The 13798-nt window shown below is 67.5% G+C and carries 14 protein-coding genes; 6 read left to right on the forward strand and 8 right to left on the reverse strand.

The annotated features are described in order from the left end of the window. Positions 1–90: 90 nt before the first annotated feature. The 6 genes from QZM67_RS24865 to QZM67_RS24890 all read right to left on the reverse strand — a co-directional run bounded on the left by QZM67_RS24865 (position 91) and on the right by QZM67_RS24890 (position 7343). Positions 91–576, reverse strand: a complete 486-nt coding sequence (locus QZM67_RS24865; protein WP_043181945.1) for a GNAT family N-acetyltransferase — start codon at positions 574–576, stop codon at positions 91–93. Beyond that, positions 573–848 (reverse strand): hypothetical protein, encoded by a 276-nt coding sequence (locus tag QZM67_RS24870; protein ID WP_006476519.1) that lies wholly within the window; start codon positions 846–848, stop codon positions 573–575. Before QZM67_RS24870 ends, QZM67_RS24865 begins: the two co-directional genes overlap by 4 nt. A gap of 38 nt (positions 849–886) precedes the next feature. Beyond that, complete coding sequence (gene glp, locus QZM67_RS24875; protein ID WP_301807360.1) at positions 887–2185, reverse strand: gephyrin-like molybdotransferase Glp; 1299 nt, start codon at positions 2183–2185, stop codon at positions 887–889. Positions 2186–2297: 112 nt separating this feature from the next. Continuing rightward, on the reverse strand, positions 2298–2915 hold the full coding sequence (gene mobA / locus QZM67_RS24880) for a molybdenum cofactor guanylyltransferase MobA (protein WP_089450148.1): 618 nt from the start codon (positions 2913–2915) through the stop codon (positions 2298–2300). A gap of 28 nt (positions 2916–2943) precedes the next feature. Continuing rightward, positions 2944–4056 carry a GTP 3',8-cyclase MoaA gene (gene moaA, locus QZM67_RS24885; protein WP_175023172.1) on the reverse strand — a complete coding sequence of 371 codons (1113 nt, stop codon included), beginning with the start codon at positions 4054–4056 and terminating at the stop codon, positions 2944–2946. A gap of 131 nt (positions 4057–4187) precedes the next feature. Then, positions 4188–7343 (reverse strand): Rne/Rng family ribonuclease, encoded by a 3156-nt coding sequence (locus QZM67_RS24890; RefSeq protein ID WP_301807364.1) that lies wholly within the window; start codon positions 7341–7343, stop codon positions 4188–4190. A gap of 721 nt (positions 7344–8064) precedes the next feature. On the opposite strand from QZM67_RS24890, the gene QZM67_RS24895 reads away from it, so the two are divergent. From QZM67_RS24895 to QZM67_RS24910, 4 genes are read left to right on the forward strand one after another with little or no spacing between them, the layout of a single operon-like run. Beyond that, on the forward strand, positions 8065–9069 hold the full coding sequence (locus QZM67_RS24895) for an RluA family pseudouridine synthase (RefSeq protein ID WP_175023198.1): 1005 nt from the start codon (positions 8065–8067) through the stop codon (positions 9067–9069). Between the two features lie 5 nt (positions 9070–9074). Beyond that, a complete protein-coding gene (locus QZM67_RS24900; RefSeq protein ID WP_043181953.1) occupies positions 9075–9734 on the forward strand; it encodes an HAD-IA family hydrolase in 660 nt (219 codons plus the stop codon). After that, positions 9731–10132: a Rieske 2Fe-2S domain-containing protein gene (locus QZM67_RS24905; RefSeq protein WP_301807367.1), complete on the forward strand. Its 402-nt coding sequence runs from the start codon at positions 9731–9733 to the stop codon at positions 10130–10132. The genes QZM67_RS24900 and QZM67_RS24905 overlap by 4 nt, the downstream gene beginning before the upstream one ends. A 12-nt stretch (positions 10133–10144) precedes the next feature. Continuing rightward, entirely contained in the window at positions 10145–11137 is a 993-nt protein-coding gene (locus QZM67_RS24910; protein WP_043181957.1) for a S49 family peptidase, read from the forward strand. Between the two features lie 59 nt (positions 11138–11196). Here QZM67_RS24910 and QZM67_RS24915 read toward each other — a convergent pair whose 3' ends face one another. Together QZM67_RS24915 and QZM67_RS24920 are read right to left on the reverse strand one after the other, a co-directional pair. Further along, a complete protein-coding gene (locus tag QZM67_RS24915; protein WP_043181959.1) occupies positions 11197–11919 on the reverse strand; it encodes an SAM-dependent methyltransferase in 723 nt (240 codons plus the stop codon). After that, positions 11916–12548, reverse strand: coding sequence for a Maf-like protein (locus QZM67_RS24920; protein WP_175023178.1), 633 nt, complete (start codon positions 12546–12548; stop codon positions 11916–11918). Before QZM67_RS24920 ends, QZM67_RS24915 begins: the two co-directional genes overlap by 4 nt. A 230-nt stretch (positions 12549–12778) precedes the next feature. On the opposite strand from QZM67_RS24920, the gene QZM67_RS24925 reads away from it, so the two are divergent. Continuing rightward, positions 12779–13414, forward strand: a complete 636-nt coding sequence (locus QZM67_RS24925) for a DUF177 domain-containing protein (RefSeq protein ID WP_175023180.1) — start codon at positions 12779–12781, stop codon at positions 13412–13414. Positions 13415–13512: 98 nt separating this feature from the next. Beyond that, the gene (rpmF, locus tag QZM67_RS24930; RefSeq protein ID WP_006051932.1) at positions 13513–13692 is read left to right on the forward strand and encodes a 50S ribosomal protein L32; all 180 of its coding nucleotides are present in this window, start codon (positions 13513–13515) and stop codon (positions 13690–13692) included. Positions 13693–13798 lie beyond the last annotated feature (106 nt).

The following is a 13798-nucleotide window of genomic DNA, read 5'->3' on the forward strand; positions in this document are numbered from 1 at the left end:
CGCACACGGCCGACATCGGCCTGAAAGCAAAAACGGGCGCCGCGGCGCCCGTTTTCTTTTGCAGCGCTTGCCGGCATGGCCGGCGAGCGGTCAATGCCCGGCGAGCGTATCCAGCGCGTCGCCCGTGACGCGCACGATGCGCCAGTCGGGCAGCACGGTTGCGCCCATCTTTTCGTAGAAATCGATCGCAGGCTGGTTCCAGTCGAGAACCGACCATTCGAAGCGCGCACACCGGCGTTCGACGGCCAATGCCGCGAGGTGACGCAGCATCGCGGTGCCGAGGCCCGTGCCGCGTTGCGATGGCTGCACGTACAGATCCTCGAGATAGAGGCCGCGACGGCCGAGGAACGTCGAATAATTGTGGAAGAACAGCGCATACGCGACGATCGCGCCGTCGCGTTCGGCCACGCGTGCCTCGGCAGCAGGGTGCGCGCCGAACAGCGCGTCGGCGAGATCGGCCTCGGTCGCGACGAACAGGTGCGTGAGCTTCTCGAACTCGGCCAGTTCGCGCATCAGCGCGAGGATCGCGCCGACGTCGCGCGCTTGGGCCGCGCGGATCAGCGGTGTGCCGCTCACGCTTCCTCCGGCGGATCGGACAGCACGATCTCGATGCCGCCGAAGCGCGATGCGACCCAGTTGTACGCGTGGCACGCGATCCACAGCAGCACGAAGCCGAGGATGGCGTTCAGCAGCAGCGCGCTCAGGATCGTGCTCAGTTCGACCATCCCGTAGCGGATGTATGCGACGAGAATGCCGAGCAGCACGATCGGCACGCTGAACGTCAGGTACACGAGGATCAGCGCCTTTGCGGTCTGCCCCGCGGCGATCGACGAAATTTGTTTCTTCATGTGCGGATTGCCCCGTAGAGAGTTACCGATAGTGGAATTCAGATCAGGCCGTCGAGCGGCAGGATGTCGACCGGGGTGCCCGCGTCGACTGCCGCGGTATCGTGGCCCAGGACGATGAAACAGTTGGCGGCCGAGAGGCCGCTCAGAGACGCGGAACTCTGCGAGCCCGCCGGTGCGACGTGCCAGCGGCCGTCGGCGGTGCGTGTCGCGATGCCGCGCAGGTAGTCGGTGCGGCCCGCGCGCGACTTCAGCGCATGCGTGCTGAGTGCCGTATGCATTGCCGGCGGCTGGGCCTGCGCGCCGGCCAGCGTCAGCAGCGCGGGGCGTACGATCGCGTAGAACGTCACGGCTGACGCGACCGGATTGCCGGGCAGCCCGAAAAACAGCGCGCGACCGGCGCCATCGGCCGCGCGTGCGAGCGTGCCGCACGCGAGCGGCCGGCCGGGACGCAGCGCGAGGCTGGCGAACGTCACGTCGCCGAGCCGTGCCATGACGTCGCGCGTGAAGTCGGCTTCGCCGACCGATACGCCGCCCGACGTGATGACCGCGTCGGCCTGCGCGGCCACGGCGTCGCGCAATGCGGCTTCGAGCGCGACCGGGTCGTCGCGGACGATCCCGAGATCGACCGCGTCGACGTGCAGCCTTTCGAGCATCGCGATCAGCATCCCGCGATTGCTGTCGTACAGTGCGCCGGGGCCGAGCGGCTCGCCGGGCTCGCGCAGTTCGTCACCGGTGGAGAACACGGCGACGCGCACGCGCCGGCGCACCGTGACTTGGGTGATACCGAACGACGCGAGCAGGCCGAGATCGGACGGCCGCAGGATGCGGCCCGCGGCGAGCGCGCAGGCGCCGCGCGCGAGATCCTCGCCGGCCTTGCGGCAGTTCGCGCCGCGCGCGATGTCGTGCGCGGCGAAGTGGATCGTGTCGCCGTCGACGCGCACGCGTTCCTGCGGAACCACGGTGTCGCAGCCGGCCGGCATCGGCGCGCCCGTCATGATGCGCACGCAGGATCCGGCCGCCACGGCGCCGTCGAACGGATGGCCGGCGAGCGCGGTGCCGGCGACCGTCAACGCGACGTCCGCTTGCGGTGACGCGTGCGGGCCGGCGCTACCGTCGAACGCATAGCCGTCCATCGCCGAGTTGTCGTACGCGGGAATGTCGAACGGCGCGTTCACGTCGGCCGCGAGCACGCGGTCGAGCGCATCGCGCAGCGTGACCGTGTCGCACGCGTCGACGGGCACCGCGAAGCGGCACGCGAGCGCCTGCGCGTCGGCGAGCGACAGCGGGGCATCGGAATCGGGTGCGGTTCGGGAGATGGGCGAGGATTGCGTGATCATCAGTCGGACTGCGCCGCAAGGCGTATCGGGTTCGTGGCCGGTGGCGCGAGGAGGGCGCCTGGACGCGGGTTTCGCGTGCGGCGGGCGCCGGGCGGGAATCGCATGGGTGCCGTCAGCGGCGGGCCAGCGCGGCGAGTTCCTGCCAGGAGTTGGCATTGTAAAACGCACGCTCGTCGTGAAACTCGACTTCGACCGTCTTGTGGCGTGCGTACCACGCACGTACCTTGCGATCGCCGGCCGCGAGCCGGGCGGCGAGATCGTCGGCCAGCGATGTGCGCAGCAGCGCGAACGTCGGCTGCGGCGAGCGTGCCTGTTGCGCGTCGACGGTTACCGCCATGGCGATGTCGGCCTGCTGCGCATCGAGCGCCGCCTGCAGCCGTGCGACGAGGTCGGCGGGCAGATAGGGCGTATCGCATGGTGAGCACGCGACGAGCGGCGCGCGTGCCGCCCGCATGCCGGCGAGCAGGCCCGCGAGCGGGCCGGGGAAGTCGGGCGTTGCGTCCGCGACGATGCGCGCGTCGAACGGCGCACCGAGCTCGGCATAGCGATCGGCGTGACGATTCGCGCTGATCAGCGTCTCGTCGACCTGCGGTGAGAGCCGGCGCAGCACGTGCAGCGCGAGCGGCGTGCCGTCGAGCAGCTGCAGGCCCTTGTCGACGCCGTCCATGCGCGTGGCGCGCCCGCCTGCGAGCAGCAGGCCGGCGATCGTAGGAGAGGCGGAAGCGGGCATCGTGAGAAGGCGGGAAGGGCAGCGCGCGTCAGCCGCCGATATACGACATTTCGACCCGCTTGCCCGCGCCGTCGGGCAACGCGTCGGCAGACGCGCTGCCGCGCAGTTGCGAATAGCGGTCGGTGCGGGCCTGCCAGATCCGGGCGATCGCAGTCGCGATCTCGGCGTCGCTCGCGCCGCCGCGCACAAGCGCGCGCAGGTCATGGCCCGTCGACGCGAACAGGCACAGGTACAGCTTGCCTTCGGTCGACAGCCGCGCGCGCGTGCAGTCACCGCAGAAGGCCTGCGTGACGCTCGAAATCACGCCGATCTCGCCGCTGCCGTCCGCATAGCCCCAGCGCTGGGCGGTTTCTGCCGCCGTATGCGGCTCGAGCGGCACGAGCGGGACGTGTTCGGCGATCCGTGCGATGACGTCCGCCGATGGCAGCACTTCGGTCATGTTCCAGCCGTTCGACGTGCCCACGTCCATGTATTCGATGAAGCGCAGGATCACGCCGGTGCCGCGGAAACGCTCGGCCATCGGCAGGATCTCGCTGTCGTTGGTGCCGCGCTTCACGACCATGTTGACCTTGACCGGCGCGAGGCCCGCGGCCTGGGCGGCGAAGATGCCGTCGAGCACGTCGGCGCTCGCGAACTCGGCATCGTTCATGCGCTTGAACAACGTATCGTCGAGCGCGTCGAGGCTGACCGTCACGCGCGTGAGCCCGGCGTCCTTCAGCGCGCGCGCCTTGCGCGCGAGCAGCGAACCGTTGGTCGTGAGCGTCAGGTCGAGCGGGCGGCCGTCATGCGTGGTCAGGCGTGCGAGGCGCTCGATCAGGAATTCGAGATTCTTGCGCAGCAGCGGCTCGCCACCCGTGATGCGGATTTTTTCGACCCCGTGTGCGACAAAGAGTCGCGCCACGCGCTCGATTTCCTCGTGCGTGAGCAGCGCGCTGTGCGGCAGGAACGGGTAGTCCTTGTCGAAGACCGCGCGCGGCATGCAGTACACGCAGCGGAAGTTGCAGCGATCCGTCACCGAAATGCGCAGATCGCGCAGCGGCCTGGCGAACGTGTCGGCCAGCGTGCCGTCCGGGGCGTGCGGGATGCCGGAGACGTCCGGCATCCCGCTGACGTCGGCGAGAGGAATGATGCGTCGGGACATGTTGAAAGAAGTGCGAACCAGACCTCTATTTTAGCCGCAAGCGGCGGGTCGGTCCGGTGGGCGGAAACCCGCAGCGCGGACGTGAAAAAGCCCGCCGGAGGCGGGCTTTTTCTGGTCGGACGATGCGTCGATCAGTGATGCGTCGTTTCGACCTGCTGCATCGGGGCCGTATCGGCCGGCGGCAGCGCCTTGCGTTCGCGTGGCACGCGTGCCGGACGCGGGAGTTGCGACGCGGCTTCCTGCGCGGCGGCGAACTTGCCGGCGTCCGTGTTCACCCAGACGAGACCGGCCTGCTCCAGCACGGCATCCAGGCTCGCCGAAGCGGGCGCGGCTGCCGGTTGTGCAGGCGCCGGTGCCGGTGCGGCGACGGCCTCGACCGGCGCTGCTTCGACATGGGCCGGCTCGACAGCCACCGGAGCGGCTTCGGTCGTCACGGCCGGTGCGGCCTGCTCGACGGGTGCCGGCTGCGGCGCCTCGACAGCGACAGGCGCTGCCGGCACTTCGAACGCGTCGGTCGGCGAAACCGCGACCGGAGCCGGACCGGCTTCCGTATCGACGGCCGGTGCAACCGGTGCCGGTTCTGCAGCGTGGGCGACAACCGCTGCTTCGACCGGCTCAGCTTCGACGTGTACCGGTGCCGGCTGCGGCTCGACACCGGCCGGTGCTACCGGTTCGGCATGGTGCTCGACCACGGCTTCGACGACAACGGCGCTTGCCGCGGCGGCTGCCACGACGACTGCCGGTGCGGCCGTGTGGGCCGGTTCGGCAGCAGCCGGGGCTTCCTGCGTCTCGGCTTGCACGGTGGTTTCGCCCTCTGCGCCTTGCTCGGCGTGGTCGACGACTGCGCCGTCTTCCTCACGTTCGCGACGACCGCCGCGGCGGCCGCGACGGCGACGACGGCGTTCCTCGCCATCACGCGCGCCGGCTTCCGCATCGGCTGCCAGATCGGCGCCGGGCAGTGCTTCTGCGACGGCCTCGTCGGTTTCCGGTTCCGGATGGGTTTCGCCACGGTTGACGGTTTCGAGCGTAGCCGCATGCTGGGTCGGCTTGCGACGCTCGCCGCGCTCGCGACGTTCCTGGCGCTCGCCACGACCGGCTGCTTCGACGCCTTCCGGCTGCTCGGCACGCTCACGCGGTTCGCGCGGTTCGCGGTTTTCACGCGGTTCGCGCGGCTCACGGCTTTCGCGCGGTTCGCGGCCTTCGCGCGGGCCACGGCCCTCGCGACCTTCGCGACCCTCACGGCCTTCGCGGTTCTCGCGACCTTCACGCGGTTCACGACCCTCGCGCGGTTCGCGGTTCTCGCGCGGCTCGCGCGCTTCACGCGGTTCGCGTGCTTCCTTGCCTTCGCGTTCCTGGCGTTGCGGCTGGCCACGGCCCGCTGCAGCCTGGTCTCGGCCGCCTTGCGCCTGCTGGGCACCGCCGCGACGGTTGCGGTTGCGATCGCCACCGCGTTCGCCGCGTTGCTCGGACTTCTGTTCGCCGCGAGCCGGACGGGCTGCCTGCTCCTTGACCGGTGCCGGAGCAACCGGTGCGGGCGCGGGCGCCGGCGACACGCCGAACAGGCCCTTCAGCCAGCCGATGAAGCCGGTGCTTGCCGGCGCGACAGGCGCGGGCGCGGGTGCGGCAACGGGTTCGACCGGGCGCTGCGGGGCCGGGCTCGGGGCCGGACGCTCGGGCGTGATGCCCTTGACCGCGGCTTCCTGCTTCGGCTTCACTTCCGCCGTGCGCTTGCTGTAGCCGGTTTCCGACTCGAGTTCGCGGGCGGCTTCCTCGGCCATCTTCCAGGACGCGCGCGGATCGTCGAGACGTGCGTCGTCGTGGCGCAGGCGTTCGAGCTTGTAGTGCGGCGTATCGAGGTGCTTGTTCGGGATCAGCACGATGCCGACCTTGAAGCGCGACTCGATCTTGTTGATTTCCTGACGCTTTTCGTTGAGCAGGAAGGCAGTCACCTCGACCGGCACCTGGCAGTGGATCGCCGCGGTGTTTTCCTTCATCGCTTCTTCCTGAATGATCCGCAGGACCTGCAGCGCGGACGATTCGGTATCGCGGATGTGACCGGTGCCGTTACAACGCGGGCAGGTCACGTGGCTGCCTTCCGACAGGGCCGGACGCAGGCGCTGGCGCGACAGTTCCATCAGGCCGAAACGGGAGATCTTGCCCATCTGGACGCGCGCGCGGTCATGCTTGAGCGCGTCTTTCAGGCGTTGCTCGACTTCGCGCTGGCTCTTCGCCGATTCCATGTCGATGAAATCGATCACGATCAGGCCGCCGAGGTCGCGCAGGCGGAGCTGGCGGGCGACTTCGTCGGCCGCTTCGAGGTTCGTGCGGGTGGCCGTTTCCTCGATGTCCGCGCCCTTGGTCGCGCGCGCCGAGTTCACGTCGATCGCGACGAGCGCTTCGGTGTGGTCGATCACGATCGCGCCGCCCGACGGCAGCGGCACCGTGCGCGAGTACGCGGTCTCGATCTGGTGCTCGATCTGGAAGCGGGAGAAGAGGGGCACGTCGTCGTGGTAGCGCTTCACCTTCGCGACGTTGTCCGGCATCACGATGTCCATGAATGCGCGGGCCTGATCGTGGATCTCGTTCGTATCGATCAGGATTTCGCCGATATCCGGCTGGAAATAGTCCCGGATCGCGCGGATCACGAGGCTCGATTCCAGATAGATCAGCATCGGCTGGCCGGGGTTGCCGCTTTGCGACGCCGCTTCGATCGCGCGCCACAGTTGCAGCAGGTAGTTCAGGTCCCACTGCAGTTCCTCGGCGCTGCGGCCGATGCCCGCGGTACGGGCGATCATGCTCATGCCGTCCGGGATCTGCAGTTGCGCCATCGTCTCGCGCAGTTCCTGACGCTCGTCGCCTTCGATCCGGCGCGACACGCCGCCGCCGCGCGGGTTGTTCGGCATCAGCACCAGGTAGCGGCCGGCGAGCGAGATGAACGTGGTGAGGGCTGCGCCCTTGTTGCCGCGCTCTTCCTTCTCGACCTGGACGATCAGCTCCTGGCCTTCGCGCAGGGCATCCTGAATGCGCGCGGAGCGCATGTCGATGCCTTCCTTGAAGTACTGGCGGGCGACTTCCTTGAACGGCAGGAAGCCGTGGCGGTCTTCGCCGTAGTTGACGAAGCACGCTTCGAGCGACGGCTCGATACGGGTGATGACACCTTTGTAGATATTGCCTTTGCGCTGTTCGCGCCCGGCTGTCTCGATGTCGATGTCGATGAGCTTCTGCCCATCGACGATGGCGACGCGCAGCTCCTCCTGCTGCGTCGCATTGAACAGCATGCGTTTCATGAACGACTCCAGGCGGCTCTGCTGGCGGTGCCTCGCGGTTGTCAGTCGCGAGGGCGGGAACGACGGCAGGCCGCGCCTTGTTGTGTTGTCACAAGCACGCTGGAGCGGGAACGATGGCGGGGAGAATTGCCTGAAGAGGCGCTTGGGCCCGAAAGACGGGGCCGGCGGCCGTAGGGCACCTGCGAATACGGCTTCAAAGCACGGCGTTCACACACCGCACGCTGCAAAAGCGCGCTAAGCCTGAGTCCGGGCATTGCCACGGGCGCGCGCAATGGGTCGCGCGCGCCGACGGGCGGCAGATGCTGCGGCTTGGGCCGCAGCGGGGAGTATCGAATCCAGCCCGACTTTCCCGCTTGGGGTGTACTTCCCTGGTTTGACGTCGCCAAGTCCCGCACGCTTCGCGGAACCAAATCGGGCGCAACGCCGTAATTTTCGCAACCGGCAGCTTGCGGACGCACTTCGCGCCGTCTGGCTGCCGATCGAATTCTTTTCAACCAACTTTCCGTTACCGCGGCGCCTTGCCGACCGAATCCGCCTGTGGGCGCGATCCTTGCCGGCGAGCGGTGCCGTGCGTGCAACTTGCTGCATCTCTTTGATTAGGGGCGAGCAGCAGACCCCCGGCGCAAGTAAAATAACGGTTTGCGCTTGCGCCTTGCCCGCTCAGTCCAGGCCGGCCGGTGAGGCCGCCCGCAACGTCAGGCTGGGCAAAATTATATTCAGTATGAACGAGTTAGGCAAAATATCCCAGAATTCGGTCGCAAGCGGCCAGGTATCGATGCTCGAGATCGATGAAAGCTCGGCCGGTCAGCGTATCGACAACTTCCTGTTGCGCGTCTGTAAAGGCGTGCCGAAAAGCCATATTTACCGGATCCTGCGCAGCGGCGAAGTGCGCGTGAATAAGGGTCGGGTCGATGCGCAGTACCGGCTCGCGTTCGGCGACATCGTCCGCGTACCGCCGGTGCGGGTGGCCGCGGCCGACCTTGCGCGTGCCGAGGCGACCATCGTGCCGCCCGCGCACTTCGAGGTGCTGTTCGAGGACGACGCGATGCTCGTCATCAACAAGCCGGCCGGGGTCGCGGTACACGGCGGTAGCGGTGTCGCGTTCGGCGTGATCGAGCAGATGCGCCAGGCACGCCCGCGCGCAAAATTCCTCGAACTGGTGCACCGGCTCGACCGCGAAACGTCCGGCGTCCTGATGCTTGCGAAGAAGCGCACGGCGCTGGTGGGCCTGCACGAGCAGATTCGCGAGAACAGGATGGACAAGCGCTACTTCGCGTGCGTCCACGGTGAATGGCAGTCGGACTGGGGCCGCCGCCGCGCGGTGAAGGCACCGCTGTTCAAGTATTCGACCCCGGAAGGGGAGCGCCGCGTGCGCGTGCAGGACGACGGACTGCCATCGCACACGGTGTTCAACCTCGTCGACCTTTGGCCCGAGTACGCGCTGCTCGAAGCGGAACTCAAAACGGGTCGGACCCATCAGATCCGTGTGCACCTCGCGCATCTCGGCCTGCCGATCGCCGGCGACGCCAAGTATGGCGATTTCGCACTGAACAAGGCGCTGGCGCGCGCGAATGCGCAGCCGTCGTTGAAACGGATGTTCCTGCATGCGTACCGGCTGCGGCTCGCTCACCCGCTGACCGGCGAGGCGCTGCAGTTCGACGCGCCGCTGCCGGACGAATGCCGGCGCTTCCTCGACCAACTCAGCGCACTGCGCGATAACGCCTGAACCGCATGGCTCGACAGCAATTTGACCTGATCGTCTTCGACTGGGACGGCACGCTGATGGATTCGACTGCGCATATCGCGCACAGCATCCAGGCGGCATGCCGCGATCTCGGCCTGCCCACGCCGTCCGACGAGGCGTCGCGCTACGTGATCGGCCTCGGCCTGCGCGATGCGCTGCAGATTACGGCTCCGACCCTCGATCCGTCCGACTATTCGCGGCTCGCTGAGCGCTACCGCTATCACTATCTGCTCGACGACCAGCGCATCGAGCTGTTCGCCGGCGTGCGCGAGTTGCTCGCCGAGTTGCGCGACACGGGCTATCTGCTCGCCGTTGCAACCGGCAAGGGTCGGGTCGGGTTGAACCGCGTGCTCGATCAGTCGAAGCTGACGAGCCTGTTCGACGCGACGCGCTGCGCGGACGAGACCTTCTCGAAACCCCATCCGGCGATGCTGCATGAGCTGTCCCGGGAATTGGGGCAGGACCTGTCGCGCACCGTGATGATCGGCGACACGACGCACGACCTGCAGATGGCCGCGAGTGCCGGGGCGGCCGGCGTCGGCGTCGCGTACGGCGCGCATACGGCCGATGCGCTGGCTGCGCTCGCGCCGCGCTTCGTCGCACCGGACGTCGGCGCGCTGGCTGCGTGGCTGCGGGAGCACGCATGAGCGCGGCGCCGGATGCCGTGCGCGTGTGCGCTTCGGATGCCCTGGCTGATGGTGGCGCGGGCGTGCGCGTCGACGCGACGCTGCGCGGCGAGCAGGCCGTCGTGTTCTTCGTGCGTTACGAGGGGCAGGCATACGGTTACCTGAATCGCTGCGCGCATGTGCCGATGGAGCTCGACTGGGCCGAAGGGCAGTTCTTCGAATCGTCGGGTCTCTACCTGATGTGCGCGACGCATGGCGCGATCTACGAGCCGAACACCGGCAAGTGCGTCGGCGGCCCGTGCCGCGGCGGCCGCCTGCGGCCGGTCGAGGTCGACGAGCGCGACACGTCCGATGGGCGTGCGGTATTCTGGGTGCCCGACGCCGACCTGCGTCCCGCCGTTTCCGCCACGACCGACTAACGACAATACTGCATGGCCGACCAACCGAATTCCCCGGATTCCTCCTCCCGTCCCGACAGCCGTGAACCGAACTGGGAGCGTGCGGCGCTCGAGCGGATCGCGCTCGCGGCGGTCAAGGAGCAGCGCGCGGCGCGGCGCTGGAAGATCTTCTTCCGCTTCGCGTTCCTCGCCGTGTTCGTGCTGTTCGCGTTCGCGTTGATCGATTTCTCGAGCGATTCGAAGTTTTCTTCGAGCGGGCGGCATACGGCGCTCGTGACGATCGACGGCGAGATCGCGGCCGGGGTCAACGCGAATGCCGACGACATCAACACGGCGCTCGACGCCGCGTTCGACGACGACGGCACCGCCGGTGTCGTGCTGCGGATCAACAGCCCGGGCGGCAGCCCGGTGCAGGCCGGGATGGTCTACGACGAGATTCGCCGGCTGCGCGCGAAGTATCCGGACAAGCCGCTGTACGTCGTCGTGACCGACATGTGCGCATCGGGCGGCTATTACATTGCGTCGGCGGCCGACAAGATCTTCGTCGACAAGGCGAGCATCGTCGGGTCGATTGGCGTGCTGATGGACGGGTTCGGCTTTACTGGCCTGATGGGCAAGCTCGGCGTCGAGCGACGCCTGCATACGTCGGGCGAAAACAAGGGCTTCTACGACCCGTTCTCGCCGGAGACGCCGAAGATGGACGCGCATGCGCAGGCATTGCTCGACCAGGTGCACGCGCAGTTCATCAAGGCTGTGAAGGATGGCCGCGGCAAGCGGCTGCATGAGACGCCCGACATGTTCTCGGGCCTGTTCTGGACCGGCGAGAAGAGTGTCGAGCTCGGGCTGGCCGACGGCTACGGCACGACCGACACGGTCGCGCGCGACGTGCTGAAGGCGCCCGATCTCGTTGACTATACGGTGAAGGAAAGCCTGACGAACCGTGTCGCGCGCAAGTTCGGCGCGGCCGTTGGCGGCGCCGCGATGAAGGCGCTGACGGCGGGTGGTGCGTCGGTCAGCTTGCGCTGACTGAAAGCGGGCGGGCCGCAAGGGCCCGCCAGTCGCTTGGCGGTTCGTCTGCTAAGGCTTCAGTTCGCCAGCAGCAGGAAGATCGCAGGGCGCTTGTGCAGATTCGGCGCAGGCGCCTTTTTCCAGTCCGCTACGGTGCGGCTCGCGATCGTCTCGGTCGCGAGGGTCAGGTCGGCCGCGACGCAGATCTGCGTCGACGGCGCGCAGGTCGCGACGAGCGTGTCGAGCATCGCGTGATTCCGGTACGGCGTTTCGATGAAGATCTGCGTCTGGCGCGCCTTGCGTGACAGTTGCTCGAGTTCGCGCAGGCGTTTCGCGCGCGCGGCCGCGTCGACCGGCAGGTAGCCGTTGAACGCGAAGCTCTGGCCGTTCAGGCCCGATGCCATCAGCGCGAGCAGAATCGAACTCGGCCCGACGAGCGGCACGACCTTCACGCCGCGCTCATGCGCGCGGCGCACCAGCAGCGCACCGGGGTCGGCGACGGCCGGGCAGCCGGCCTCCGACACGAGGCCGGCGTCCGCACCGGCCAGAATGGGCGCGAGCAGCCGGTCGATGGCGCCGGCCGGCGTATTGACGTTGAGTTCGCTGATCTCGATTTCCTGGATCGGGCGCGTCGTGCCGATCTTCTTCAGAAACGCGCGCGTCGTTTTCGCGTTCTCGCCGATGTAATAGCCGAGCGTGCCGGCGCGCGCCTGGACGGCTGCGGGCAGCACGGCGGCGAGCATCGATTCGTCGCCTTCGCCGAGCGTGTTCGGGACGAGGTAAAGCGTGCCGGCGGTCATGCGCGGTCTCCACGGATGGTTGCAAACAACGGGTATTCGGCGGCGCGCAGCATGCGCGTGAGCGCGATCAGCGGCAGGCCGACGAGCGCGGTCGGGTCGTTCGAGTCGATCGCGTCGAGCAGCGCGATGCCGAGCCCTTCGGACTTCGCGCTGCCGGCGACGTCGTACGGCGTTTCCGCGCGCAGGTACGCGTCGAGTTCGGCCTCAGGCAGCGTGCGGAAGCGCACGCGCGTGACGATGTCCTCGACCTGCGCTTCGCCCGTCCGGCTGTCGTACAGGCAGAGCGCGCTGTGGAATTCGACTTCGCGGCCCTGCATCGACACGAGTTGCGCGAGCGCGCGCTCATGCGTGCCGGGCTTGCCGATCTGGAGCCCGTCGAAGGTCGCGACCTGGTCCGACCCGATCACGAGCACGCCGTCCGGCGCGTCGATCGTCGCAGCGACGGCGCGTGCTTTCGCGCCGGCGAGGCGCAGGGCGGTCGCGGCCGGCGTTTCGCCGTCGTGCGGGGTTTCGTCGAGGTCGGGCGACACGACGTCGAAGGGGATGCCGAGGCGCTCGAGGAGCGCGCGGCGGTAGCGTGAACTGGAGGCAAGAATCAGCCGCGGCGGGCGGCAAACGGTATCCGGCATGGTCGGTTGGATCGGTGAGTCGTCGGGTGTTGCGCAGCGTTGCGCGGACGCAAGCTTAAGTGATTGACCGCAAAAGGTAAAACAGGTATGCTTTCCCGCTTTTCGTCGGCAGGCTTCCGTTGTGGTGGCGCCTGCCGGGTCTTCGGAAGTAAAGTACGTCATCTGCGGATGAGCCGTACGCGAGCGGTACCAAGCCGGATCCGCAAGTCAGCCTGTAGGCAGGAGCGCACATGAACACTTCTTCTGGCAAACCTGCTGCGGCGCTTGATCCGCACGCGATCGACCTGTTCGAATTCGCCCGCAGCGGGCGGCAGGCAGCGGGCGCGGTACGCCTCTCGCAACTGCCGCGCATGTTAAACGAAGTGCCCGCGGACGCGCCAGATCGCGATACGGTCTTCACATGGCAGGCGGAAGGGTTCACCCAGAAGGAGTTGCAGGACGACGGCGCCGATGGGCAGCAGCCGTATCTGCGCCTTGCGGTGCACGGCCATGCGTGGCTCACGTGCCAGCGCTGCATGACCCCGTACGACCAGACGTTCGGCGTCGACATGACGTACCGGGTCGTCGCGACCGAAGAAGAAGCTGAAGAATTTCCGCTCGACGACGATGAAGCCGATGTGATCGTGGGCTCACGCCAGTTCGATCTCGTCGACTTGATCGAAGAGGAATTGCTGCTTTCGTTGCCGCTCGTGCCCAAGCACGAGGTTTGCCCGGCAGTTCACGAAAGCCTCGTGTCGGGTGCGAGCGGTCCTGCGGAAGAGGCGGACGAAGAGTCCGACGAAGCCGGGGACGAAGGCAAACGGCCGAATCCGTTCGCAGCGCTGGAAGCGCTGAAGAAGGGCGGTGACGGCACCAAGAAACACTAAGCAGTTGTGGCGCGGGAAGGCGTAAAGGCTTTGGGCCAGGGTAGTTAAGCGCCGGATCGGGCTGTGTTAGAATCCGGAAAATTATTTAGGAGTTAGTCATGGCAGTCCAGCAAAACAAGAAGTCGCCGTCGAAGCGCGGCATGCATCGTTCGCACGATTTCCTGACGGCGGCGCCGCTGGCAGTCGAGCCGAGCACGGGTGAAGTGCATCTGCGTCACCACGTCAGCCCGAACGGCTACTATCGCGGCAAGAAAGTCGTCAAGACGAAGAACGACTAAGCGTCAAGTCACGCGTTGCGCGCTACGCTTGCCGTTCGCGTGACAACTGGTTCGCTTGACACTTTCCTGGCTCGACAAAAAGGCGGCATTCATCTGCCGCTTTTTT

Source organism: Burkholderia sp. AU45251, from assembly GCF_030482905.1.
In the GTDB taxonomy this organism is placed as follows: Bacteria; Pseudomonadota; Gammaproteobacteria; order Burkholderiales; family Burkholderiaceae; genus Burkholderia; species Burkholderia aenigmatica.

Excerpts from the sequence above, each read along its gene's own strand:
- rpmF (WP_006051932.1), top strand. The coding sequence starts at position 13,513 with ATGGCAGTCCAGCAAAACAAGAAGTCGCCGTCGAAGCGCGGCATGCAT.
- QZM67_RS24900 (WP_043181953.1), top strand. The coding sequence starts at position 9,075 with ATGGCTCGACAGCAATTTGACCTGATCGTCTTCGACTGGGACGGCACG.
- QZM67_RS24910 (WP_043181957.1), top strand. The coding sequence starts at position 10,145 with ATGGCCGACCAACCGAATTCCCCGGATTCCTCCTCCCGTCCCGACAGC.
- QZM67_RS24870 (WP_006476519.1), bottom strand. The coding sequence starts at position 848 with ATGAAGAAACAAATTTCGTCGATCGCCGCGGGGCAGACCGCAAAGGCG.
- QZM67_RS24925 (WP_175023180.1), top strand. The coding sequence starts at position 12,779 with ATGAACACTTCTTCTGGCAAACCTGCTGCGGCGCTTGATCCGCACGCG.
- moaA (WP_175023172.1), bottom strand. The coding sequence starts at position 4,056 with ATGTCCCGACGCATCATTCCTCTCGCCGACGTCAGCGGGATGCCGGAC.
- mobA (WP_089450148.1), bottom strand. The coding sequence starts at position 2,915 with ATGCCCGCTTCCGCCTCTCCTACGATCGCCGGCCTGCTGCTCGCAGGC.
- QZM67_RS24890 (WP_301807364.1), bottom strand. The coding sequence starts at position 7,343 with ATGAAACGCATGCTGTTCAATGCGACGCAGCAGGAGGAGCTGCGCGTC.
- QZM67_RS24920 (WP_175023178.1), bottom strand. The coding sequence starts at position 12,548 with ATGCCGGATACCGTTTGCCGCCCGCCGCGGCTGATTCTTGCCTCCAGT.
- QZM67_RS24915 (WP_043181959.1), bottom strand. The coding sequence starts at position 11,919 with ATGACCGCCGGCACGCTTTACCTCGTCCCGAACACGCTCGGCGAAGGC.
- QZM67_RS24895 (WP_175023198.1), top strand. The coding sequence starts at position 8,065 with ATGAACGAGTTAGGCAAAATATCCCAGAATTCGGTCGCAAGCGGCCAG.
- QZM67_RS24905 (WP_301807367.1), top strand. The coding sequence starts at position 9,731 with ATGAGCGCGGCGCCGGATGCCGTGCGCGTGTGCGCTTCGGATGCCCTG.
- glp (WP_301807360.1), bottom strand. The coding sequence starts at position 2,185 with ATGATCACGCAATCCTCGCCCATCTCCCGAACCGCACCCGATTCCGAT.